We start from the raw sequence: 21,989 nt of genomic DNA, 5'->3' as shown, positions 1-21,989 counted from the left end.
GCGATCTTTTGATCTGTCAGTTCTTGTGCAACTTGCTCATCAACTCCGCCTCAGCCTGGGTCAACCCGCAGGACTGAGTCAGTTCATCGACGCTCGCGCCCATTCCGACCAGGCGTGCTGCCTGGGCGAACGACAGGCTCGACGGGTCGCGCTGCTCAAGCTGGGCCAGCTTGTCCGGCAACGGCCCGACGACGGCGCGCAGCTCGTGCAGGTCTTCACCCATGCGCACATTGCCGCTCTGATAGTCGTCAACGCGCTTGGCCAGGTCCTTGATGCGCTGATCACGCAGCGCATCGCCCTGGGCCTGTTGCGCAGCGATCTGCCGCTGGCCCCGAATATACGCCAGAAACATCGCCAGCGTGCCTGCCCAGAAAAGGAACAGGACAATGACCGCTACCTCGAGAATCAATCAGATACTCTCCAGTTCCGACCATTCTTCTTCGCTCATCATCTTGTCCAGCTCGACCAGGATCAGCAATTCGTTGTTCTTGTTGCACACGCCTTGAATGAACTTGGCGGACTCTTCGTTACCCACGTTCGGCGCGGTTTCGATTTCCGACTGACGCAGGTAAACCACTTCGGCCACGCTGTCGACCATGATGCCGACCACTTGCTTGTCGGCTTCGATGATGACGATCCGGGTGTTGTCGCTGATCTCGGCATTCATCAGGCCGAAGCGCTGACGGGTGTCGATCACGGTGACCACGTTACCGCGCAGGTTGATGATGCCCAGCACATAGCTCGGGGCACCCGGGACCGGGGCGATTTCGGTGTAACGCAGGACTTCCTGAACGCGCATCACGTTGATGCCGTAGGTTTCATTGTCCAGCTTGAAGGTTACCCATTGCAGGATCGGATCTTCGGAACCTTTTGCAGACGACGCCTTATCATTCATACCCTGACCCCTCGAAAAACCGCGCTAGCGGTGTGTGTTCGGTGCGATGGCAAGTCACTTGCCCCGCGTGTTGTTATGTCGGTTTGTGGTTCGGCTTGCTGCCGCTCATGTGCTTTGCCCCACCGCTGGCGATCAGCTCGGCCAGTTCGGATACGTCAAGCAACGCACACATGTGTTCAATCACCGTGCCCGCCAGCCATGGCCGTTGACCACGGTGACTGCGCCACTTGATTTCGTTCGGGTCCAGGCGCAACGAGCGGCTGACCTGATGCACCGCCAGCCCCCACTCGTAGCCCTGAACCGAAATAACGTATTGCAGGCCCTGACGGAAGTCATCGCGATAGCGGTCGGGCATGACCCAACGGGCGGTATCGAGCACTTTCAGGTTGCCCGCCTGGCTCGGCAGGATCCCGAGGAACCATTCAGGCTGGCCGAACAGCGGCGTCAGCTCCTGACCAGCCAGGGAGTAAATCGAGCCCAGGCACACCAGCGGCACCGCCAGGGTCAACCCGGCGACATCGAACAACAGACATTCGAACGGCTCGGCGGCCCAGGCAGGACGACCGTCGGTTTCCACCGGTGGCGGCGTGTTGCTCGGTGGCAGATGGACTTCGACGATCGGTGGCACCAGGGCTTGCAGCAGCGGCGCGATGGTCGAGACGGGGGCCAGAACCGGCGCCGGCGCCTCGATCAGTGCCACCGGGGCTTTCACCACAGGTGCTGCGACCGGAGCGGCAACGGCTGTCGGTTTCTCAGCCGGTTTTTGCGCATCACGAGCCTGCTCTTCAAGCACCGCAGCCTGGAACTCGTCCAGCGCCGCTTCAACCTCGACCACCTCGGGAATCGCTTCGATTTCCGGCGACAACTCCTCGGTCGCGTCCATCAGCAAGCTGTCCAGATAGGACTGGAGCGCAAGTTGCGGACGGGACGTGATTTTTACCGGGCGATTCATCTCACGCCACCTGCGCAACGGATTGCTGCGTCAGCATGTGCTTGAGCAGTGCGCGATAGGCCAAAACGCCGCGGCTCTTGCCGTCGAATTGCGAAGGCGTCACACCGGCGCGGCTGGCGTCACGCAAACGCGTGTCCACCGGAATGTAGCCTTGCCAGATTTCTTCGGGATATTTGTCGCGCAATACCCGCAAAGTCCCGAGCGAGGCTTGCGTGCGCCGATCAAACAGGGTCGGAACGATGCTGAATGCCAGCGGCTGTTTACGTGAGCGGTTGATCATCGCCAGGGTGTTGACCATGCGCTCCAGGCCTTTGACGGCCAGGTGCTCGGTCTGCACCGGAATCACCAATTGCTGACTGGCCGCCAAGGCATTGACCATCAGCACGCCGAGCAACGGCGGACTGTCGATCACGGCGTAATCGAAGTCCTGCCACAGTTGCGCCAGGCTCTTGGCAATCACCAGGCCCAAACCACTCTGGCCCGGCGACTGACGCTCAAGCGTCGCCAGCGCAGTGCTCGACGGCAACAGGGAAATACTCGCGTGACTGGTGGGCAACAGCAACTGACCGGGCAAGCCTTGCGGCACGCTGCCCTTGTGCAGGAACAGGTCGTAGCTGCTGTGCTCCAGGCTGTCGGGGTCGTAACCGAAGTAGCTGGTCATCGAGCCGTGGGGGTCGAGATCGACCACGACCACGCGCTTGCCCGCCTCGGCCAGCAACCCGGCTAAAGCGATAGAGGAAGTGGTTTTACCAACACCACCCTTTTGATTGGCAACGGCCCAGACTCTCATTCGGATTGTTCCTCCCGGTCGACTCGACCGGGAAATAGCTCAACGTATTAATGCGGGTGACGGAGAATTGACGGCGTTCTCTCGTCCCGGCGACTTGACCGGTGCAGGTGCAGTTTGTGTGCCAGCGCGCTTCAACGCGGCATCCGGTTGCGCATGGGCGGTTCCGGTGCCGGTGAGGCTGCGGCGTACATCGAGATTTCGTGACACGACCAGCACCACGCGACGGTTGCGTGCCCTGCCTTCCGCCGTGGCGTTGTTGGCCACCGGCTGGAATTCGCCATAACCCACCGACGCCAGCCGACCCGGATTCACACCCTGCATCGCCAGCATGCGCACGATGCTCGCCGAACGCGCCGAGGAAAGTTCCCAGTTGGTCGGGTACTGCGCGGTGCGGATCGGTTGATCGTCGGTGAACCCTTCGACGTGAATCGGGTTGTCGAACGGTTTCAGGATCGCGGCGACTTTATCGATGATGTTGAACGCCATGTCGCTGGGCATGGCGTCGCCGCTGCCGAACAACAGGCTGGAATTGAGTTCGATCTCGACCCACAGCTCGTTACCGCGCACGGTCATCTGATTGGAGCTGATCAAGTCGCCGAACGCGGCGCTGATGTCATCGGCAATGCTTTTCAGCGGATCACTGGCCCCGGCAATGCCGGCGTCGACTTGCTCGCTGTCCTTGACCAACGGCTTGGCCGGGGTCACGGTTTTCGGTCTCTCTTCACCGATGGGGATCGGCTTGAGCGCGCGATCCGAATCGGTGAACACGCCGATCAACGCTTCCGAAATGATCTTGTACTTGCCTTCGTTGATCGAAGAGATCGAGTACATCACCACGAAAAAGGCGAACAGCAACGTAATGAAGTCGGCGTAGGAAACCAGCCAGCGCTCATGGTTTACATGTTCTTCAGGTTGCCGGCGACGAGCCATAGTCCATTACCCCCATCAATCCATGAAGCCTTGAAGCTTCAACTCGATAGAGCGAGGGTTCTCACCTTCGGCGATCGACAGAATGCCTTCCAGCAACATTTCGCGATAACGCGATTGGCGCAATGCAACGGATTTGAGTTTGGCGGCAATCGGCAGCAGCACCAGGTTGGCACTGGCCACGCCGTAGATCGTGGCGACGAACGCCACGGCAATGCCGCTGCCCAGCTGCGACGGATCGGCCAGGTTGCCCATCACGTGAATCAGGCCCATCACCGCACCGATGATGCCGATGGTCGGCGCGTAGCCGCCCATGCTTTCGAAGACTTTGGCGGCTTCGATATCACGGCTTTCCTGGGTGTAGAAATCCACTTCCAGAATGCTGCGAATCGCTTCCGGCTCGGCGCCGTCCACCAGCAGTTGCAGGCCTTTGCGCGAGTAAGCGTCGGGTTCGGCGTCGGCCACCCCTTCCAGACCGAGCAGACCTTCCTTGCGGGCGGTCAGGCTCCAGTTCACCACGCGATCGACGCCGCCGGCGAGGTCCACGCGCGGTGGGAACAGGATCCAGCCGAGAATCTGCATGGCGCGCTTGAAGGCGCTCATCGGCGATTGCAGCAGCGCAGCGCCGACGGTCCCGCCGAGCACGATCAACGCCGCCGGGCCGTTGGCCAGCGCGCCGAGGTGACCGCCTTCAAGGTAGTTGCCACCGATGATGGCGACGAACGCCATGATGATCCCGATAAGGCTGAGTACATCCATCAGATACACGCCTCGACCAGGTGCTTGCCTATGTCATCGAGGCCGTACACCGCATCGGCGAGTTCGGCTTTGACGATGGCCATCGGCATGCCGTAGATCACGCAGCTGGCTTCATCCTGAGCCCAGATCGAGCTGCCGCCCTGCTTGAGCAGACGCGCACCTTCACGACCGTCGGCGCCCATGCCGGTCAGTACGACCGCCAGAACTTTGTCACCGTAGGACTTGGCGGCAGACCCAAAGGTGATGTCCACGCACGGCTTGTAGTTCAGACGTTCGTCGCCCGGCAGGATTTTCACCGCGCCACGGCCATCGATCATCATTTGCTTGCCACCCGGTGCCAGCAGCGCCAGGCCCGGACGCAGGATGTCGCCATCCTCGGCTTCCTTGACACTGATGCGGCAGAGTTTGTCCAGGCGTTCGGCGAAGGCCTTGGTGAACGCCGCCGGCATATGCTGGATCAACACGATCGGGGCCGGGAAGTTGGCCGGCAATTGCGTCAATACACGCTGCAGGGCAACCGGGCCGCCGGTGGACGTGCCGATGGCAACCAGCTTGTAGGCTTTGCGTTTCGGCGCGGGCGACGACGGTGCGTGCGCAGGTGCACGGGCCGGGATCGGTGCCGGGCGTGCCGGCGCGTTGCTGCCATAACTGCCGACGCTGGAGGGCGCTGGGGTCGGGGCTGGCGCGGCGACCGGGGCTGGTGCCGGCGCGCTGTAAGCGCTGACACGACGGTTACTGCGCGAAATGCTGAGAATCTTCTCGCACAGCAGTTGCTTGACCTTCTCGGGATTGCGCGAGATGTCTTCGAAATTCTTCGGCAGGAAATCCACCGCGCCGGCGTCCAGCGCATCCAGGGTGACCCGGGCGCCTTCGTGCGTCAGCGAGGAGAACATCAACACCGGTGTCGGGCAGCGCTGCATGATGTGCCGCACTGCCGTGATGCCATCCATCATCGGCATCTCGTAGTCCATGGTGATCACGTCCGGCTTGAGGGCCAGCGCCTGATCGATCGCCTCTTTTCCGTTGGTTGCCGTGCCGACAACCTGGATATTCGAATCCGCTGAAAGAATTTCCGAGACGCGGCGGCGGAAAAACCCCGAATCGTCCACCACCAGGACCTTGACTACCATAAACACTCCGTTAGGCGGGGGCGAGGCTCAGTCGCCCCGCTCCCCCAGAATCAAATACGCCGTGCGGCGTAACGCTTGAGCATGCTCGGAACATCGAGAATCAGCGCAATGCGGCCGTCACCGGTGATGGTGGCGCCGGACATGCCCGGAGTTCCCTGGAGCATTTTGCCCAATGGCTTGATGACCACTTCTTCCTGGCCGACCAGTTGATCGACGACGAAGCCGATCCGCTGGGTGCCCACCGAAAGGATCACCACATGGCCTTCGCGCTGCTCTTCGTGAGCGGCGGAGCTGACCAGCCAGCGCTTGAGGTAGAACAGTGGCAACGCCTTGTCCCGCACGATCACCACTTCCTGGCCGTCCACCACGTTGGTGCGCGACAGGTCGAGGTGGAAGATCTCGTTGACGTTCACCAGCGGGAACGCAAACGCCTGGTTGCCGAGCATGACCATCAGCGTTGGCATGATCGCCAGGGTCAACGGCACCTTGATGACGATCTTCGAGCCTTTGCCCTTGGTCGAGTAGATGTTGATGGTGCCGTTGAGCTGGGCGATCTTGGTTTTCACCACGTCCATGCCCACGCCACGGCCCGACACGTCGGAGATCTCGGTTTTGGTCGAGAAACCCGGCGCGAAGATCAGGTTGAAGCAGTCGGACTCGCTCAGGCGGTCCGCCGCATCCTTGTCCATCAAGCCTTTCTTCACCGCGATGCCGCGCAACACGTCGGCGTCCATGCCCTTGCCGTCATCGGAGATGGACAGCAGGATGTGGTCGCCTTCCTGTTCAGCGGACAGGATCACTTTGCCGCTACGCGGCTTGCCCATCGCTTCGCGGTCAGCCGGCTCTTCGATACCGTGGTCGACCGAGTTGCGCACCAAGTGGACCAGCGGGTCGGCCAGTGCCTCGACAAGGTTCTTGTCGAGGTCGGTTTCTTCGCCGACCAGCTCCAGGTTGATCTCTTTCTTGAGCTGGCGAGCCAGGTCGCGAACCAGACGCGGGAAGCGCCCGAAGACTTTCTTGATCGGTTGCATCCGGGTCTTCATGACCGCGGTTTGCAAGTCAGCTGTGACCACGTCGAGGTTCGACACGGCTTTGGACATGGCTTCATCGGCGCTGTTGGCACCCAGGCGAACCAGGCGGTTACGCACCAGTACCAACTCGCCCACCATGTTCATGATTTCGTCGAGGCGCGCGGTGTCGACCCGCACGGTGGTCTCGGCTTCGCTGGCCGGTTTTTCCGCCGGCGGCGCGGACGGCGCACGGGCTGGGGCCGGTGCAGCAGCGGCAGCAGGCTTCGATGCTTCGGCTTTTGGCTCGGGCGCCTTGGCGACAGGTGCCGGGGCTTTGGCGACAGGCGCGGCTACCGAAGAAGCGGCAGAACCGGTACCGACTTCGGTGAACTTGCCTTTACCGTGCAATTCGTCGAGCAGCGATTCGAACTCGTGGTCCGAGATCAGATCGCTGCCGGCCGCTTTAGCGGTAGGCACCGCGGCGGCCGGGGCCGAAGCAATGGCCGACTCCAGCGCGTCGACGGCAAAGTTGCCCTTGCCGTGCAGTTGATCGAGCAGTGCTTCGAACTCGTCGTCGGTGATGTCGGAACTGTCGCCTGCCGCTTTCGGGGCAGCCGGTGCGGCGGGGGCTGCAGGTGCCGCCACCGCGTCGACGGCGAACTGGCCCTTGCCGTGCAATTGATCGAGCAACGACTCGAATTCTGCATCGGTGATTTCGTCGCTGGCTGCTGCGTCCGCGGCAGGCTGCGCAGCCGCCACCGGCGCCTCGGCCTGAGCCTTGACGGCGTTCAGCGAGTCCAGCAGTTGTTCGAATTCGTTATCGGTGATGTCGCCTGATTCGGCTTCGGCAGCCGGTTCTTCCACCACTTGAGCCACAGGTGCGGCTTCATCGGCGGTTTGCGGCTCGGCCAGACGGGCCAGGGCCGCGAGCAATTCAGGCGTGGCAGCCGTGATCGGGCTGCGTTCGCGGACTTCGCTGAACATGCTGTTCACCGCGTCCAGCGCTTCGAGTACCACGTCCATCAATTCCGAGTCGACGCGACGTTCACCCTTGCGCAGGATGTCGAACACGTTCTCGGCGATGTGACAGCACTCCACCAGCTCGTTGAGCTGGAGGAAGCCGGCGCCCCCTTTTACAGTGTGAAAACCGCGAAAAATTGCATTGAGCAAGTCCGCATCATCCGGTCGGCTTTCAAGCTCGACCAGCTGTTCGGACAGTTGCTCTAGAATCTCGCCGGCCTCAACCAGGAAATCCTGAAGGATCTCTTCATCGGCGCCGAAGCTCATTAAGGGGGTGCTCCTAACAGGTCTAAAAACCTAAAAAACCTAAAATTCTAAATTTCTAAAATCCCAGGCTGGATAGCAAATCGTCCACATCGTCCTGACCGGACACAACGTCTTCTCTTTTATCGGCATGAATCTGCGGACCTTCACCCTGAGAGAGATGTTTTTGCGGATCTTTTTCAGCAAGCATCGCTTCACGGTCATGTTCGATGCCCGCAAAGCGGTCCACCTGACTGGCCATAAGCACGAGCTTGAGCAGGTTGCTTTCAACTTCGGTGACCAATTGGGTCACACGCTTGATCACTTGACCTGTGAGGTCCTGGTAATCCTGAGCGAGCAGAATGTCGTTGAGGTTGCTCGACACTGCGCGATTGTCCGCGCTGCTGCGTGTCAGGAAACCGTCGACACGCCGAGCCAGTTCGCGGAACTCCTCGGCCCCGACTTCGCGACGCATGAACCGCCCCCAATCCGTGCTCAGCGCCTGAGCTTCATCGCTCAGGCTGTTGACCAGCGGTGTGGAGTTTTCGACCAGATCCATGGTGCGGTTGGCGGCAGCCTCGGTCAGCTTCACCACGTAGCCCAAGCGCTCAGTGGCATCCGTGATCTGCGACACTTCCTCGGCTTGCGGCATGTGCGGGTCAATCTGGAAATTGACGATCGCGCTGTGCAGCTCGCGGGTGAGCTTGCCCACTTCCTGATACAGGCCGCGGTCACGGGTCTGATTGAGCTCATGGATCAGTTGCACAGCGTCGCCGAACCTGCCTTTTTCAAGGCTTTCGACCAATTCGACCGCGTGTTTTTTCAGGGTCGATTCAAAATCGCCCTGTGAAGATTCGTTGTGGTCCATAGCTCCCCCGTGGCGCAGTTTCTCAACCGATGCGTTCGAAAATCTTCTCGATTTTTTCTTTTAACGCCTGGGCCGTGAAGGGTTTGACCACATAGCCGTTAACACCAGCCTGGGCCGCTTCGATGATCTGCTCGCGCTTGGCTTCAGCGGTCACCATCAGCACCGGCAGGTGCTTGAGCTTTTCATCGGCGCGCACGTGGCGCAGCAGATCGATGCCGGTCATGCCAGGCATGTTCCAGTCCGTTACCAGAAAGTCGATGCTCCCGCTGTTGAGAACCGGAATGGCAGTAGTGCCATCGTCAGCCTCCACCGTGTTGGTGAACCCAAGGTCACGCAACAGGTTTTTTATGATCCGCCGCATCGTTGAGAAGTCATCAACGATGAGGATTTTCATGTTCTTGTCCAATTCGACCTCCAAGCAGTCTTAAACGCGCCCAGCACCTGGACGCGCCATTTCAATCAATCCGGCAAAGCACTCAATGACTGTCTGGAGCACAACAGATCGAGACCGGCGCAGTTCAACACCACACCAGCCACGTTCGCAGTGTCCCCACACTGCCTTCAGCGCGCTCGCCACTCCCCCAAACGCCCCCGCAAACGGGCCGCGCACTGGCTGTGTAACTGGCTGACCCGAGATTCGCTGACCCCCAGGACCTCACCGATTTCCTTGAGATTCAACTCTTCGTCGTAGTACAGCGCCAACACCAGTCGCTCACGCTCCGGCAAATTGGCAATCGCGTCCGCCAGCGCCGCCTGGAAGCGTTCATCTTCCAGATCGCGTGACGGCTCGAGATGAGCACTCGCGCCATCCTCGTGCAGCCCTTCGTGTTCGCCGTCCTGCAAAAGATCGTCGAAACTGAATAACCGGCTGCCCAGGGTGTCGTTCAAAATCCCGTAGTAATCGTCGAGACTCAATTGGAGTTCGGCCGCAACTTCGTGATCTTTAGCGTCACGGCCGGTTTTAGCTTCAATCGAGCGAATTGCGTCGCTGACCATGCGGGTATTGCGGTGGACCGAGCGTGGCGCCCAGTCCCCCTTGCGGACTTCATCGAGCATCGCGCCGCGGATTCGAATGCCCGCGTACGTCTCGAAACTCGCGCCTTTGCTGGCGTCGTATTTGGTCGACACTTCAAGCAGACCGATCATGCCGGCCTGGATCAGGTCTTCGACCTGGACACTGGCCGGCAATCGCGCCAGCAAGTGATAGGCAATGCGTTTGACCAGTGGCGCGTAACGCTCGATCAGCTCGTACTGCGCGTCACGTGCCGATTTCTTGTAAAGGTTGTAACCGCTGGCTGTCATAGCACGGGTCCTGCCGTTTGTTGCACGAGGCGCTCGACGAAAAACTCCAGGTGTCCGCGCGGGTTGGCAGGCAGCGGCCAGGTATCGACCTTTTGTGCGATGGCCTTGAAGGCCAGGGAGCACTTGGAACGCGGGAAAGCTTCATAAACCGCGCGCTGCTTCTGAACGGCCTTGCGCACGCTTTCGTCGTACGGCACCGCACCGACGTATTGTAAGGCGACGTCAAGGAAGCGATCCGTGACCTTGGTCAACTTGGCGAACAGGTTGCGACCTTCCTGCGGGCTCTGGGCCATGTTGGCCAGGACGCGGAAGCGGTTCATGCCGTAGTCGCGGTTCAGCAGCTTGATCAGCGCGTAGGCGTCGGTGATCGAGGTCGGCTCGTCGCAGACCACCAGCAAGACTTCCTGCGCGGCGCGAACGAAACTGACTACCGAGTCACCAATACCTGCAGCGGTGTCTATCACCAGGACGTCGAGGTTGTCGCCGATATCGCTGAACGCCTGGATCAGGCCGGCATGTTGCGCCGGGCTCAGATGCACCATGCTCTGCGTGCCGGACGCCGCCGGGACGATGCGGATACCGCCGGGCCCCTGCAACAACACGTCGCGCAGCTCACAGCGGCCTTCGATTACGTCAGCCAGGGTACGTTTGGGTGTCAGTCCCAGCAGGACGTCAACGTTCGCCAGCCCCAGATCGGCGTCCAGCAGCATGACGCGCCGGCCGAGCTCAGCTAGAGCCAGGGACAAGTTCACTGACACGTTAGTCTTCCCGACGCCACCTTTGCCGCCGGTCACCGCGATCACCTGTACGGGATGCATGCTGCCCATGTTATTTCTTTACCTTGTCTTGCATAGACGGAGGCCACATTACTGGCTGCGCGTTCACAAACGGAACAATGCATGGCAGACCATCGATGTAGGTACAAAAACTGTTCATTAATACCTCAGCCAACCTGCTTGGTCGGACTGTGGTAAATATCAGCGAACATGTCAGCCATGGCTTCTTCGCTGGGTTCTTCCTGCATTTGCACGCTGACGGCGCGGCTCACCAGCTGATGACGACGCGGCAGATGCAAATCATCCGGAATCCGCGGTCCATCGGTCAGGTAAGCCACCGGCAACTCATGACTGATTGCCAGGCTCAACACCTCACCCAGGCTTGCTGTTTCATCCAGTTTAGTCAGGATGCAGCCAGCCAGCCCGCAGCGCTTGTAACTGTGATAAGCGGCGGTTAGAACCTGTTTCTGGCTGGTGGTTGCCAGAACCAGATAATTTTTTGATTTGATGCCACGACCGGCCAGGCTTTCGAGCTGCATGCGCAGTGCCGGATCGCTGGCCTGAAGACCCGCGGTATCGATCAGCACTACACGTTTGCGCAGCAACGGGTCCAGCGCCTGCACCAGGGACTGGCCCGGGTCGATGTGGGTGACCGACACGTTGAGGATCCGACCCAAAGTCTTCAGTTGTTCCTGAGCGCCGATACGGTAGCTGTCCATGCTCACCAGCGCGATGTTCTGCGCGCCGTACTTGAGCACGTAACGGGCCGCGAGCTTGGCCAGCGTGGTGGTCTTGCCCATGCCGGCAGGGCCAACCATGGCAATCACGCCGCCCTCTTCCAGTGGCTCGACTTCCGGCGTGGCAATCATCCGTGCCAGGTGCGCCAGCAACATGCGCCAGGCCTGACGAGGTTCGTCAATGCCGGTGATCAGTTCCAGCAGATCGCGGGACAACGGACCGGACAAACCGATGCGCTGCAGGCGACGCCACAGGTTGGCCTGGGCCGGACGGCTGCCTTGCAGCTGATTCCAGGCCAGGGAGCCAAGTTGTACTTCCATCAGTTCGCGCAGGCTGTTGAGTTCGAAACGCATCGAATCGAAAGCCCGCGGATCGACACCGCCGGAGGCTGGCGCAGGGGCCGGGGCTGCACGGCGGGGTTCAGTGTAGGTCGGTTCGATCAGCGGTTCGGCGGCGGTGAGTGGCAGGCCGGCGAACAACTGGCGATTGGTGGACTTGTCGCTCTCGCCCTCGCTACGCAGGCTCAGTTCGGCCTGGGCGGTCACGATCCGCGACTGGGTCTTGCGCAGCTCGTCCTCGAGTTCCATGTTCGGAACACGCGGAGCCAGCGCCGACAGTTTGTAATCAAGGGCAGCCGTCAACTCGACACCACCGGCGATCCGGCGGTTGCCAATGATGGCGGCATCAGCGCCCAGCTCATCACGAACCAGTTTCATGGCCTGACGCATATCGGCGGCGAAAAAACGCTTAACTTGCATAAACCACTACCTCAGCCGTTGGGCCCTACTGTCGCAACGATGGTCACTTGCTTGTTGTCAGGGATTTCCTGGTAAGCCAACACATGCAAACCCGGGACTGCCAACCGGCCAAATCGCGACAGCATCGCGCGAACCGGACCGGCCACCAGCAGAATCACCGGCTGACCTTGCATTTCCTGACGCTGCGCCGCTTCGATCAACGAGCGTTGCAGTTTTTCAGCCATGCTTGGCTCCAGCAGAACGCCCTCTTCCGAGCCTTGTCCTGCCTTCTGAAGACTATTGAGCAATATTTGTTCCAACCTTGGCTCAAGAGTGATAACTGGCAGCTCCGACTCAGTCCCCACAATGCTTTGGACGATTGCACGGGATACGCCGACGCGTACGGCAGCCACCAGCGCGGCAGTATCTTGACTCTTGGCCGCATTGTTCGCGATCGCCTCGGCGATGCTGCGAATGTCCCGTACGGGCACCTGTTCGGCCAGCAACGCCTGGAGCACCTTGAGCAGCTGCGACAACGACACCACGCCCGGCACCAGCTCCTCGGCCAGTTTAGGCGAGCTTTTGGCCAGCAATTGCATGAGTTGTTGCACTTCTTCGTGGCCGATCAGCTCACTGGAGTGCTTGTACAAAATCTGGTTCAAGTGGGTTGCCACTACCGTACTGGCATCTACCACGGTGTAACCGAGGGATTGTGCCTGCGCACGCTGACTGACTTCGATCCAGACCGCCTCCAGCCCGAAAGCCGGATCTTTGGCGGTGATGCCGTTGAGCGAACCGTAGACCTGGCCCGGGTTGATCGCCAGTTCCCGATCCGGATAGATCTCCGCTTCGGCCAGGATCACCCCCATCAGGGTCAGTCGATAGGCACTTGGTGCGAGGTCGAGGTTGTCACGGATATGCACAGTCGGCATCAGGAAACCCAGGTCCTGTGACAGCTTCTTGCGCACGCCCTTGATACGCGCCAGCAACTGCCCCCCCTGATTGCGGTCCACCAGCGGGATCAGGCGATAGCCGACTTCCAGGCCAATCATGTCGATCGGCGTCACATCGTCCCAGCCAAGCTCTTTGGTTTCCTGAGCGCGGGCCGGCGATGGCAGCAGCTCCTGCTGACGCTTGACCTCTTGCAAGGCCTGAACCTTGACGGTGTTCTGCTTCTTCCAGAAAAGGTACGCGCCGCCGGCCGCGAGGGCCGCCATGCTCAGAAAAGAGAAGTGCGGCATGCCGGGCACCAGGCCCATGACCGCCATCAAACCCGCCGCCACGGCCAGCGCCTTGGGCGAGGCGAACATCTGGCGATTGATCTGCTTGCCCATGTCTTCCGAACCGGAAGCACGGGTCACCATGATCGCGGCGGCTGTCGATAACAACAGTGATGGCAATTGCGCCACCAAACCGTCACCGATGGTCAACAGCGCGTAAACCTTGCCAGCATCACCGAAGGTCATGCCGTGCTGGAAAATACCGACGGCCATACCGCCGATCAGGTTGATGAACAGAATCAGCAAACCGGCAATGGCATCACCGCGCACGAACTTGCTGGCACCGTCCATGGAACCGTAGAACTCGGCTTCCTGGGCCACTTCCATCCGACGCAGTTTGGCCTGGTTTTGATCGATCAGACCGGCGTTCAAATCGGCGTCGATCGCCATCTGTTTGCCGGGCATCGCATCGAGGGTGAAACGCGCGCTCACCTCGGAAATCCGCCCGGCACCCTTGGTCACCACGACGAAGTTGATGATCATCAAAATCGCGAAGACCACGATACCAACCACGTAGTTACCGCCGATCACCACCTCACCGAACGCCTGGATCACCTTGCCGGCGGCGGCATGACCGTCCTGACCGTGGAGCATCACCACCCGCGTGGAGGCCACGTTCAGCGCCAGCCGCAACAGCGTTGCCACCAGCAGAATGGTCGGGAACACCGCGAAATCCAGCGGCCGCAGGGCGTAGACGCAGACCAGCAACACGACAATCGACAGCGCAATGTTGAACGTGAAGAACACGTCCAGCAGGAACGGCGGCACGGGCAGCATCATCATGGCCAGCATGACCAGCAGCAACAACGGCACGCCCAGATTGCCCCGACTCAGGTCGGCGACGTTTGTGCGGGCATTGTTGATAAACTGAGAGCGATCCACCGGTTTTCCCCGTTCCTTTAAAGCAAACTTTTGACGCCCGAAGCAGGCGCAGAGCGGCTACTGCAAGAAGCCTTCCAACTTTTGCCGAGGGTTGGAACAGAGGGGTTTATTGAGCGGAATGGGTGATGCCTGGACCGGCCTCATCGCGGGCAAGCCCGGCTCCCACAGAGACCGGGGCTGAACACAGAACCTGTGGGAGCGTGGCTTGCCCGCGATGGGGCCATCACTGTCAGTGCAGGTAATCAGGAATCGCGCCGCAGATCCGGCGGAATCGGCAAATCATCCTTGAGCGGTTCAGGACGCTTGCCCTTGCCAGCGCGGTGCTGGCGGATCTGATAGACGTAGGCCAATACCTGGGCGACCGCCAGATACAACCCACCTGGAATTTCCTGCTCCAGCTCCGTGGAGTAGTAGATCGAACGCGCCAGGGCCGGCGATTCCAGCAGCAACACCTCATTGGCCACGGCGATCTCGCGGATTTTCAACGCCAGGAAGTCACTACCCTTGGCCAGCAGTACCGGTGCAGCACCTTTTTCCGCATCGTACTTGAGGGCCACGGCGTAGTGCGTCGGGTTGGTAATGACCACGTCGGCCTCGGGAATCGCGGCCATCATCCGCCGCTGGGACATCTCGCGCTGCAACTGGCGAATCCGCTGCTTGACCTCCGGCTTCCCCTCCTGATCCTTGTGCTCATCGCGCACTTCCTGCTTGGTCATCAGCAGTTTCTTGTGGCTCTGGTAAAGCTGCACCGGAACATCCACCGCCGCGATCAGAATCAGCCCACACGCCATCCACAACGTGCTCCAACCCACTAGCTGAACGCTATGAATGATTGCCTGTTCCAGCGGCTCATGGGCAATACGCAGCAAGTCATCGATGTCAGAGCGCAGGACGGACAAAGCCACAAACAGGATCAGCAGAAATTTAGCCAGCGCCTTGAGCAGCTCGATCACGGCCGTACTGGAGAACATCCGCTTGAGCCCCGCCGCCGGGTTCATCCGGCTGAATTTGGGTGCAAGGCTCTTGCCGGCAAACAGCCAGCCACCCAGGGAAATCGGCCCCAGAAAAGCCGCCAGCAGCAGCAACAGCAATATCGGCTGGACCGCCAGAAGGGCAATCTTTCCTGAATGCAGCAGGTACTCCCCCATCTGCCCGGGATCCAGCAACACCTCCCGCGGCAGGGAAAAGTTCAGGCGCATGATTTCCAGCAGATCCAGAGCCAGACCGCCGCCATAGATCAACAATCCCCCGGCACCGGCCATCATGGTTGCCAGGGTATTGAGCTCTTTGGAGCGGGCGATCTCGCCCTTGTCCCGGGAGTCCTTTTTGCGCTTCTCCGTGGGGTCTTCTGTTTTGTCCTGACCGCTCTCGCTCTCGGCCATGGCTAGCGCGCCTGTGCCATGTCACGTAACAGCTGCAGGGCCTCGGTGGCCAAGGGCTGATACTGATTGAGAATGTCGCCGAGACCGACCCAGAAAATCACCAGCCCCAGCACCAGGGTCAGGGGAAAACCGATGGAGAAAATGTTCAACTGCGGCGCCGCCCGAGTCATCACGCCGAAGGCAATGTTAACCACCAACAACGCCGTGATCGCCGGCATGACCAGCAGCATCGCTGCCCCCAGCACCCAACCCAGCTTGTTGGCCAGTTCCCAGAAGTGATTGATCAGCATGGCGCTGCCGACGGGCATCGTGGTGAAACTCTCCGTCAGCACTTCGAACACCACCAGATGCCCATTCATGCCGAGAAACAGCAGGGTCACGAGCATCGTCAGGAACTGCCCGATGACTGCCGCCGACACACCGTTGGTGGGGTCGACCATCGAGGCGAACCCCATGCCCATCTGAATCGAAATGATCTGCCCGGCGACGACAAACGCCTGAAAAAACAGCTGGAGCGAGAGCCCCATCAATGCGCCGATTATGATCTGTTCGGCGATCAGCAGCAGTGCGCTCAGATCCAGCGCATGAACCTGCGGCATCGGTGGCAGGCCCGGCACGACAACCACTGTGATTGCCAGCGCGAAATACAATCGCACACGGGTCGGCACCAGGGTCGTGCCAAAAATCGGCATGGTCATCAGGACGGCGCCGATGCGAAACAACGGCAATATGAACGAAGCGACCCAGGTACTGATCTGGGTGTCGGTCAGCTGCAGCAGTGACATGGCTTAGCCGATGACCCGAGGAATATTGCCGTACAACTGCAGAATGTATTCCATGAAGGTCTGCACCAGCCACGGGCCGGCGACGATCAGCGTGACCAGCATCACCAGCAGGCGCGGCAGGAAGCTCAGGGTCTGTTCGTTGATCTGAGTGGCAGCCTGGAACATGGCCACCAACAGACCCACCAGCAAACTCGGAATCACCAGCACGGCAACCATCATGGTGGTCAGCCAGAGCGCTTCACGAAAGATGTCTACCGCAACTTCCGGCGTCATGGAGAGACACCGCCGAAGCTGCTGGCCAACGTACCGATGATCAATGCCCAACCATCCACCAGCACGAACAGCATGATCTTGAACGGCAGGGAAATGATCAGTGGCGAGAGCATCATCATACCCATCGCCATCAGCACACTGGCCACGACCAGGTCGATGATCAGGAAGGGAATGAAGATCATGAACCCGATCTGGAACGCGGTTTTCAATTCGGAAGTGACGAAGGCCGGCACCAGGATGGTCAGTGGCGCCTGATCCGGCGTAGCGATGTCGGTGCGCTTGGACAGACGCATGAACAGCTCAAGATCGCTACTGCGCGTCTGGGCCAGCATGAAGTCCTTGATCGGCACCTGGGCCTTGGCCACGGCATCTTGCGCGGTGAGTTTTTCCGCCAGATAGGGCTGCAAGGCATCCTGGTTAACCCGGTCGAACACCGGCGCCATGATGAACAGCGTCAGGAACAACGCCATGCCGGTGAGAATCTGGTTCGACGGCGTCTGTTGCAGGCCCAGGGCCTGACGCAGGATCGAGAAGACGATGATGATCCGGGTGAAACTGGTCATCAGCATGACGAACGCCGGAATGAAACTCAGCGCGGTCATGATCAGCAGGATCTGCAGGCTGACCGAGTATTCCTGGGCGCCCTGGGCATTGGTGCCCAGGGTGATCGCCGGGATCGACAACGGATCGGCGGCGAAGGCCAGCGGCGCGGCCAGCATCAGGGCCAGCGTCAAGATGATGCGTAGCGCACCCATTACTTCTTATCCTTCTGATCCTTGCCCAACAGCTCCATCAGGCGCTGGGCAAACTCCGGGGTCGCTTTCTCGGTAACCGGCACCTGCACCGGCTCCTTGAGCACATGCAAGGCAGTGATGGTGCCGGGGCTCAAGCCGAGCAGAATCTGCTCGTTGCCAACCTGCACCAGCATCAAACGGTCACGCGGGCCCAGGGCGCGGGAGCCGATCAGTTCGATCACCTGCCCCTTGCCGGCCGGCCCGGCCTGCTGGACCCGGCGCAACAGCCAGGCGAGGAAGAAGATCAACCCCAGCACCAGCAGCAAACCAAGCACCAGCTGCGTCAATTGTCCCGCCACACCACTGCTGACAGCAGGTGCCGCGGCAACAGTCGCCACGGGCTCGGCCGCCAGGACACTGAACGGCAAGGCCAGCACTAACCCCAGAACCTTTTTCACTTAGCGCAGCTTCTTGATTCGTTCGCTTGGGCTGATCACGTCGGTCAGGCGGATGCCGAACTTCTCGTTGACCACCACCACTTCACCGTGAGCGATGAGCGTGCCGTTGACCAGCACATCCAGCGGCTCGCCGGCCAGGCGATCAAGCTCGATCACCGAACCCTGGTTGAGCTGCAGCAGGTTGCGGATGTTGATGTCGGTGCTGCCCACTTCCATGGAAATCGACACCGGGATGTCGAGGATCACATCCAGGTTCGGACCATCCAGCGTGACCGGATCGTTGTTTTTCGGCACGCTGCCGAACTCTTCCATCGGCAGACGGTTGGACGGCGAACTGGCGGCGTCGGCGGCCAGCAAGGCATCGATATCGTCCTGCCCGGCGTCGCCGGTTTCTTCCAGGGCCGCAGCCCATTCATCGGCCAGCGCCTGGTCGTCCTGGGTATTCATGTCGTTAGCCATCATGTGTCCTCGGCGGGCACCCCTTGAACGGGGTGCCGTCAGTTAATAGCGAATGGGAGCAGCGCCGCTTAACGGCGCTCGATCGGCTCGATCACTTGCAACGCGAGGTTGCCTTTGTGCGAGCCCATCTTGACCTTGAACGCAGGCACGCCATTGGCGCGCATGATCATTTCTTCCGGCATCTCGACCGGGATGATGTCCCCCGGCTGCATGTGCAGAATGTCGCGCAGGCGCAACTGGCGACGGGCAACCGTGGCCCCGATCGGCACGTCAACGTCCAGCACGTCCTGGCGCAGGGCATTGACCCAGCGCTCGTCCTGATCGTCGAGGTCCGACTGGAAGCCGGCGTCGAGCATTTCGCGCACCGGCTCGATCATCGAGTACGGCATGGTCACGTGCAGGTCACCGCCACCACCATCGAGTTCGATGTGGAAGGTCGACACCACAATGGCTTCGCTTGGGCCGACGATGTTGGCCATGGCCGGGTTCACTTCCGAGTTGATGTACTCGAAGTTCACTTCCATGATCGCCTGCCAGGCTTCCTTCAGATCGACGAAGGCCTGCTCCAGCACCATGCGCACCACCCGCAGTTCGGTGGGGGTGAACTCACGCCCCTCGATCTTCGCGTGACGTCCGTCACCGCCGAAGAAGTTGTCCACCAGCTTGAACACCAGCTTGGCGTCGAGGATGAACAGTGCGGTGCCGCGCAGCGGTTTGATCTTGACCAGGTTGAGGCTGGTCGGCACGTACAGCGAGTGCACGTATTCACCGAACTTCATCACCTGCACACCACCGACGGCAACGTCCGCCGAGCGGCGCAGCATGTTGAACATGCTGATGCGGGTGTAGCGGGCAAAACGCTCGTTGATCATTTCCAGGGTCGGCATGCGTCCACGGACGATGCGGTCCTGACTGGTCAGGTCGTAGCTTTTGACGCTGCCGGGCTCGGCAGCGGTATCGGTCTGTACCAGACCATCATCGACGCCATGCAACAGCGCATCGATTTCATCCTGGGACAGCAGGTCCTGCACGGCCATGTCGTGTTCCTACTGCAGTACGAAATTAGTGAAAAGCAACTGTTCGATGACCACTTTGCCGAGCTCTTTCTGCGCCACTTCCTGGACGCTGGCCGTCGCCTTCTGACGCAACATTTCCTGACCGACCGGCGACGCCAGCGTCGCGAAATCCTGTCCGGAGAACAGCATGACCAGGTTATTGCGGATCACCGGCATGTGGACTTTCAGCGCTTCCAGATCGGCCTGGTTGCGCCCCTGCATGGTGATGCTCACCTGCATGTAACGCTGACGGCCGTTCTGGTTGTAGTTGGCAACGAAGGCCGGCGCCATGGGCTCGAAAACCGCTGGCTGCTTGCCGACCGGGGCGACTTCAGCCGCGGCGGCAGGCTTGCTCTGGGCGCTGTGCATGAAGAACCAGGTCGCCCCCACGGACAAGCCGATCGCCAGCAGCAGGGCCACCACGATCACAATGATCAGCTTGAATTTGCCTTTGGTTGCGGGGTCTTTTACTGCTGCTTCGCTCTTCGCCATGCCAATAATCCGTCACTATTCGGGTTTTCACAGTCGCACGGCAAGGCAAGAGCAAGTGTTATGCCAGAAGTGTCGGAGGGTATGTGGACTGCGGCAGCCAGCAGCCAAAATCAAAAGATCGCAGCCTTCGCAGCTCCTGCATTTTGAAGGTATATACCCTGCAGGAGCTGACGAAGGCTGCGATCTTTTGAGAGGCACCGCGCTTTATCAGGCGTAGTAGTCGACCGCGCTGGAGCCGATGACGCTGGTCGCACTGGCCGCCACGTCGGCAACGGTCGGCGCGAGCTCTTCATCCATGCCGTCGAGACGACCGCCGCTGGCGTTGGTGCGTCCGCTCTGGCTTTGTTGCGCCTGGTCCTGACCTTGCTGAGAGCCACGGGACTGGTCGGAGACGTTGACGTCTACCTGACCCATGCCCTGTTGCGCGAACATGTCTCGCAAGCGATGCATCTGGCCATCCAGCGCTTCGCGAACGCTTGGGTGCGCACTCATGAAGGTCACCTGGGTCTGCTGGTCCGGCACCATGTTCACCCGAATATCGAGGCGACCCAGTTCGGCAGGCTGCAACTGGATATCGGCCGCCTTGAGGTTGGCACTGGACAGGTACATGACCCGGTTCACCACTTCTTCGGTCCAGCCGCTCTGATGCATGGCAATCGGCTGATTCACCGGTATGGCATTGGCTGTTTTCGGCGTGGCAGCCTGGGTCAGTGCAGCCAGACGATTGGCGAAATCATCGACGCGGGTATCGCTGGTGGCAGACTTCAAATCCTTGAGGCCATCATCGATCAACCCACTGAAAGCTTTTTCGCCCCCCTGGCTGGTACTGTCCTTGTCAGCCTGCACATCGAGCATGCCAGCCATACCGGCGGCAAAGTTCTGCGCCGAGGTAGGCTCGCCATCGGCCTGGGTCTGGGCCGGCGTCGGCGCTGCCTTGGGCTGTGCCTGGCTGGCAGCCGAAATATGACCGCCCTGCTCCATGGCCATGCGCACAGCGGGGAGAGCATCGAGAGGGTCGGCCTCGGGATCGAAATCGCTATCCGCCGCTGCCACAGGTGTCTGCGCCGTCGTCACCGTTGGCGTGACAGGTATTTCCACTTTGGGTTGCTCAGTGGCGACAACAGGTGCCGACTCCGCAACTGGCGCCGCCACAACGGGTTGCAACTCTGGCAGCAATGAAGGATCAAGCGCTGGATCGGCCGGTGCAGCGTCGACCACTGGCGTATCGGCGACATCCTCGTTGGCGGCCTTGTCGTCGCTCGGCGCCGGTTTATCGGCGGGCAAGGATTTGCCGCTATCGGCAACCGTCGGTTCCGGAGCGGCAGACTTGTCGTTGCCGACGTCCGTTTTTACGGGGCTGTCCGGGGTTTTATCGCGCACCGGCTTCGCCGATCCATCAGAGGCCGCAGAGGGTTTGTTCTGGGCCTGAGTGGCGTAAACCTGAGCGAAGCTGGACGCCTTGTCCCCGGGCTCAGCGGACAGCGCCGGTGTATTGGCGGAGGCGGCTTGAGTCTTGGCCTGCGCGGCGGCCTGGAGAAGAATATTGGGGGTAACGGGCATGAACGGTCTCCGCTGCACTGGGATCGTAGGTACAGTTGCGGTGATACGTGCAAGGGTTGAGCCAGTTTTGCTCAAGCGGCGCTAAAAGCGCCGGACGGTCGCATTGTCAGTGAGAAAGCGCTGGCGCTCTGCTTCGTAGAGGGGACGGATAATAGCGAATTCGCCGTCGATTTCTCCGACCAGTTTCTCGATGCCTTCCAAAGACCTCTTCTTGCTTCGCTGCTCGAGCTCATTGCAGAGCTCGGCGAGGCGCAGGGCACCCATGTTGCTGCAACTGCCCTTGAAACTGTGTGCGGCCTCTTCCAGCGACTTGGCATCCGCCCCAGCCTCGTGCAACAGACTCAACCGTTCTTCGGAATCGGCGAGAAAAGTATCCAGCAACGTCGGATACTCCTCCTCCATGACAGCTTGCAACGCACTCAGTACGTCGCGGTCCAGATGTGTGGCAGCCACTTGCTCACTCCTTGATCAAGAATGCGCGG

The 21,989-nt window shown here is 60.4% G+C and carries 24 protein-coding genes; all 24 read right to left on the bottom strand.

Annotated features, from left to right (window positions below; genetic code table 11):
- Positions 1 to 16: 16 nt before the first annotated feature.
- Positions 17 to 409, bottom strand: a complete 393-nt coding sequence (locus ACM1ZW_RS17195; protein ID WP_017337202.1) for a DUF2802 domain-containing protein — start codon at positions 407 to 409, stop codon at positions 17 to 19.
- Positions 410 to 895, bottom strand: coding sequence for a chemotaxis protein CheW (locus tag ACM1ZW_RS17190; protein WP_008024622.1), 486 nt, complete (start codon positions 893 to 895; stop codon positions 410 to 412).
- Positions 896 to 968: 73 nt separating this feature from the next.
- Positions 969 to 1,847: a CheW domain-containing protein gene (locus ACM1ZW_RS17185; RefSeq protein WP_017337201.1), complete on the bottom strand. Its 879-nt coding sequence runs from the start codon at positions 1,845 to 1,847 to the stop codon at positions 969 to 971.
- 1 nt (position 1,848) lies between these two features.
- Positions 1,849 to 2,637 carry a ParA family protein gene (locus ACM1ZW_RS17180; protein WP_017337200.1) on the bottom strand — a complete coding sequence of 263 codons (789 nt, stop codon included), beginning with the start codon at positions 2,635 to 2,637 and terminating at the stop codon, positions 1,849 to 1,851.
- 39 nt (positions 2,638 to 2,676) lie between these two features.
- Entirely contained in the window at positions 2,677 to 3,567 is an 891-nt protein-coding gene (motD, locus tag ACM1ZW_RS17175) for a flagellar motor protein MotD (RefSeq protein WP_017337199.1), read from the bottom strand.
- A 15-nt stretch (positions 3,568 to 3,582) separates the two neighbouring features.
- A complete protein-coding gene (locus ACM1ZW_RS17170) occupies positions 3,583 to 4,323 on the bottom strand; it encodes a flagellar motor protein (protein ID WP_017337198.1) in 741 nt (246 codons plus the stop codon).
- Positions 4,323 to 5,453: a protein-glutamate methylesterase/protein-glutamine glutaminase gene (locus ACM1ZW_RS17165; RefSeq protein ID WP_017337197.1), complete on the bottom strand. Its 1,131-nt coding sequence runs from the start codon at positions 5,451 to 5,453 to the stop codon at positions 4,323 to 4,325. Before ACM1ZW_RS17165 ends, ACM1ZW_RS17170 begins: the two co-directional genes overlap by 1 nt.
- A 50-nt stretch (positions 5,454 to 5,503) precedes the next feature.
- Positions 5,504 to 7,750, bottom strand: a complete 2,247-nt coding sequence (locus ACM1ZW_RS17160) for a chemotaxis protein CheA (RefSeq protein ID WP_416738951.1) — start codon at positions 7,748 to 7,750, stop codon at positions 5,504 to 5,506.
- 55 nt (positions 7,751 to 7,805) lie between these two features.
- Positions 7,806 to 8,594, bottom strand: coding sequence for a protein phosphatase CheZ (locus ACM1ZW_RS17155; RefSeq protein ID WP_017337195.1), 789 nt, complete (start codon positions 8,592 to 8,594; stop codon positions 7,806 to 7,808).
- A 22-nt stretch (positions 8,595 to 8,616) separates the two neighbouring features.
- Positions 8,617 to 8,988, bottom strand: a complete 372-nt coding sequence (locus ACM1ZW_RS17150; RefSeq protein WP_003183998.1) for a chemotaxis response regulator CheY — start codon at positions 8,986 to 8,988, stop codon at positions 8,617 to 8,619.
- A gap of 167 nt (positions 8,989 to 9,155) precedes the next feature.
- The gene (fliA, locus tag ACM1ZW_RS17145; RefSeq protein ID WP_007894214.1) at positions 9,156 to 9,896 is read right to left on the bottom strand and encodes an RNA polymerase sigma factor FliA; all 741 of its coding nucleotides are present in this window, start codon (positions 9,894 to 9,896) and stop codon (positions 9,156 to 9,158) included.
- On the bottom strand, positions 9,893 to 10,723 hold the full coding sequence (gene fleN / locus ACM1ZW_RS17140; RefSeq protein ID WP_008001746.1) for a flagellar synthesis regulator FleN: 831 nt from the start codon (positions 10,721 to 10,723) through the stop codon (positions 9,893 to 9,895). The genes fliA and fleN overlap by 4 nt, the downstream gene beginning before the upstream one ends.
- Before the next feature lie 116 nt (positions 10,724 to 10,839).
- Complete coding sequence (flhF, locus tag ACM1ZW_RS17135; RefSeq protein WP_017337194.1) at positions 10,840 to 12,168, bottom strand: flagellar biosynthesis protein FlhF; 1,329 nt, start codon at positions 12,166 to 12,168, stop codon at positions 10,840 to 10,842.
- A gap of 11 nt (positions 12,169 to 12,179) precedes the next feature.
- Complete coding sequence (flhA, locus tag ACM1ZW_RS17130) at positions 12,180 to 14,309, bottom strand: flagellar biosynthesis protein FlhA (RefSeq protein ID WP_017337193.1); 2,130 nt, start codon at positions 14,307 to 14,309, stop codon at positions 12,180 to 12,182.
- Positions 14,310 to 14,551: 242 nt separating this feature from the next.
- Complete coding sequence (flhB, locus tag ACM1ZW_RS17125; RefSeq protein ID WP_017337192.1) at positions 14,552 to 15,691, bottom strand: flagellar biosynthesis protein FlhB; 1,140 nt, start codon at positions 15,689 to 15,691, stop codon at positions 14,552 to 14,554.
- A gap of 2 nt (positions 15,692 to 15,693) precedes the next feature.
- Positions 15,694 to 16,476 carry a flagellar biosynthetic protein FliR gene (gene fliR / locus ACM1ZW_RS17120; RefSeq protein WP_017337191.1) on the bottom strand — a complete coding sequence of 261 codons (783 nt, stop codon included), beginning with the start codon at positions 16,474 to 16,476 and terminating at the stop codon, positions 15,694 to 15,696.
- A 3-nt stretch (positions 16,477 to 16,479) separates the two neighbouring features.
- Complete coding sequence (gene fliQ / locus ACM1ZW_RS17115) at positions 16,480 to 16,749, bottom strand: flagellar biosynthesis protein FliQ (protein WP_008024593.1); 270 nt, start codon at positions 16,747 to 16,749, stop codon at positions 16,480 to 16,482.
- Entirely contained in the window at positions 16,746 to 17,504 is a 759-nt protein-coding gene (gene fliP / locus ACM1ZW_RS17110) for a flagellar type III secretion system pore protein FliP (protein WP_008039813.1), read from the bottom strand. The genes fliQ and fliP overlap by 4 nt, the downstream gene beginning before the upstream one ends.
- Complete coding sequence (gene fliO, locus ACM1ZW_RS17105; protein WP_416738950.1) at positions 17,504 to 17,941, bottom strand: flagellar biosynthetic protein FliO; 438 nt, start codon at positions 17,939 to 17,941, stop codon at positions 17,504 to 17,506. Before fliO ends, fliP begins: the two co-directional genes overlap by 1 nt.
- The gene (fliN, locus tag ACM1ZW_RS17100; RefSeq protein WP_008151080.1) at positions 17,942 to 18,400 is read right to left on the bottom strand and encodes a flagellar motor switch protein FliN; all 459 of its coding nucleotides are present in this window, start codon (positions 18,398 to 18,400) and stop codon (positions 17,942 to 17,944) included.
- 68 nt (positions 18,401 to 18,468) lie between these two features.
- The gene (fliM, locus tag ACM1ZW_RS17095) at positions 18,469 to 19,437 is read right to left on the bottom strand and encodes a flagellar motor switch protein FliM (protein ID WP_008024584.1); all 969 of its coding nucleotides are present in this window, start codon (positions 19,435 to 19,437) and stop codon (positions 18,469 to 18,471) included.
- 9 nt (positions 19,438 to 19,446) lie between these two features.
- On the bottom strand, positions 19,447 to 19,947 hold the full coding sequence (gene fliL / locus ACM1ZW_RS17090; protein WP_017337189.1) for a flagellar basal body-associated protein FliL: 501 nt from the start codon (positions 19,945 to 19,947) through the stop codon (positions 19,447 to 19,449).
- A gap of 207 nt (positions 19,948 to 20,154) precedes the next feature.
- Entirely contained in the window at positions 20,155 to 21,507 is a 1,353-nt protein-coding gene (locus ACM1ZW_RS17085; protein WP_416738949.1) for a flagellar hook-length control protein FliK, read from the bottom strand.
- An 81-nt stretch (positions 21,508 to 21,588) separates the two neighbouring features.
- A complete protein-coding gene (locus ACM1ZW_RS17080) occupies positions 21,589 to 21,960 on the bottom strand; it encodes an Hpt domain-containing protein (protein ID WP_416738948.1) in 372 nt (123 codons plus the stop codon).
- Positions 21,961 to 21,989 lie beyond the last annotated feature (29 nt).

This window comes from Pseudomonas sp. NFX71 (assembly GCF_048079215.1).
Classification (GTDB): Bacteria; Pseudomonadota; Gammaproteobacteria; order Pseudomonadales; family Pseudomonadaceae; genus Aquipseudomonas; species Aquipseudomonas fluorescens_B.
This window is presented reverse-complemented; position numbering and strand designations above follow the sequence as displayed.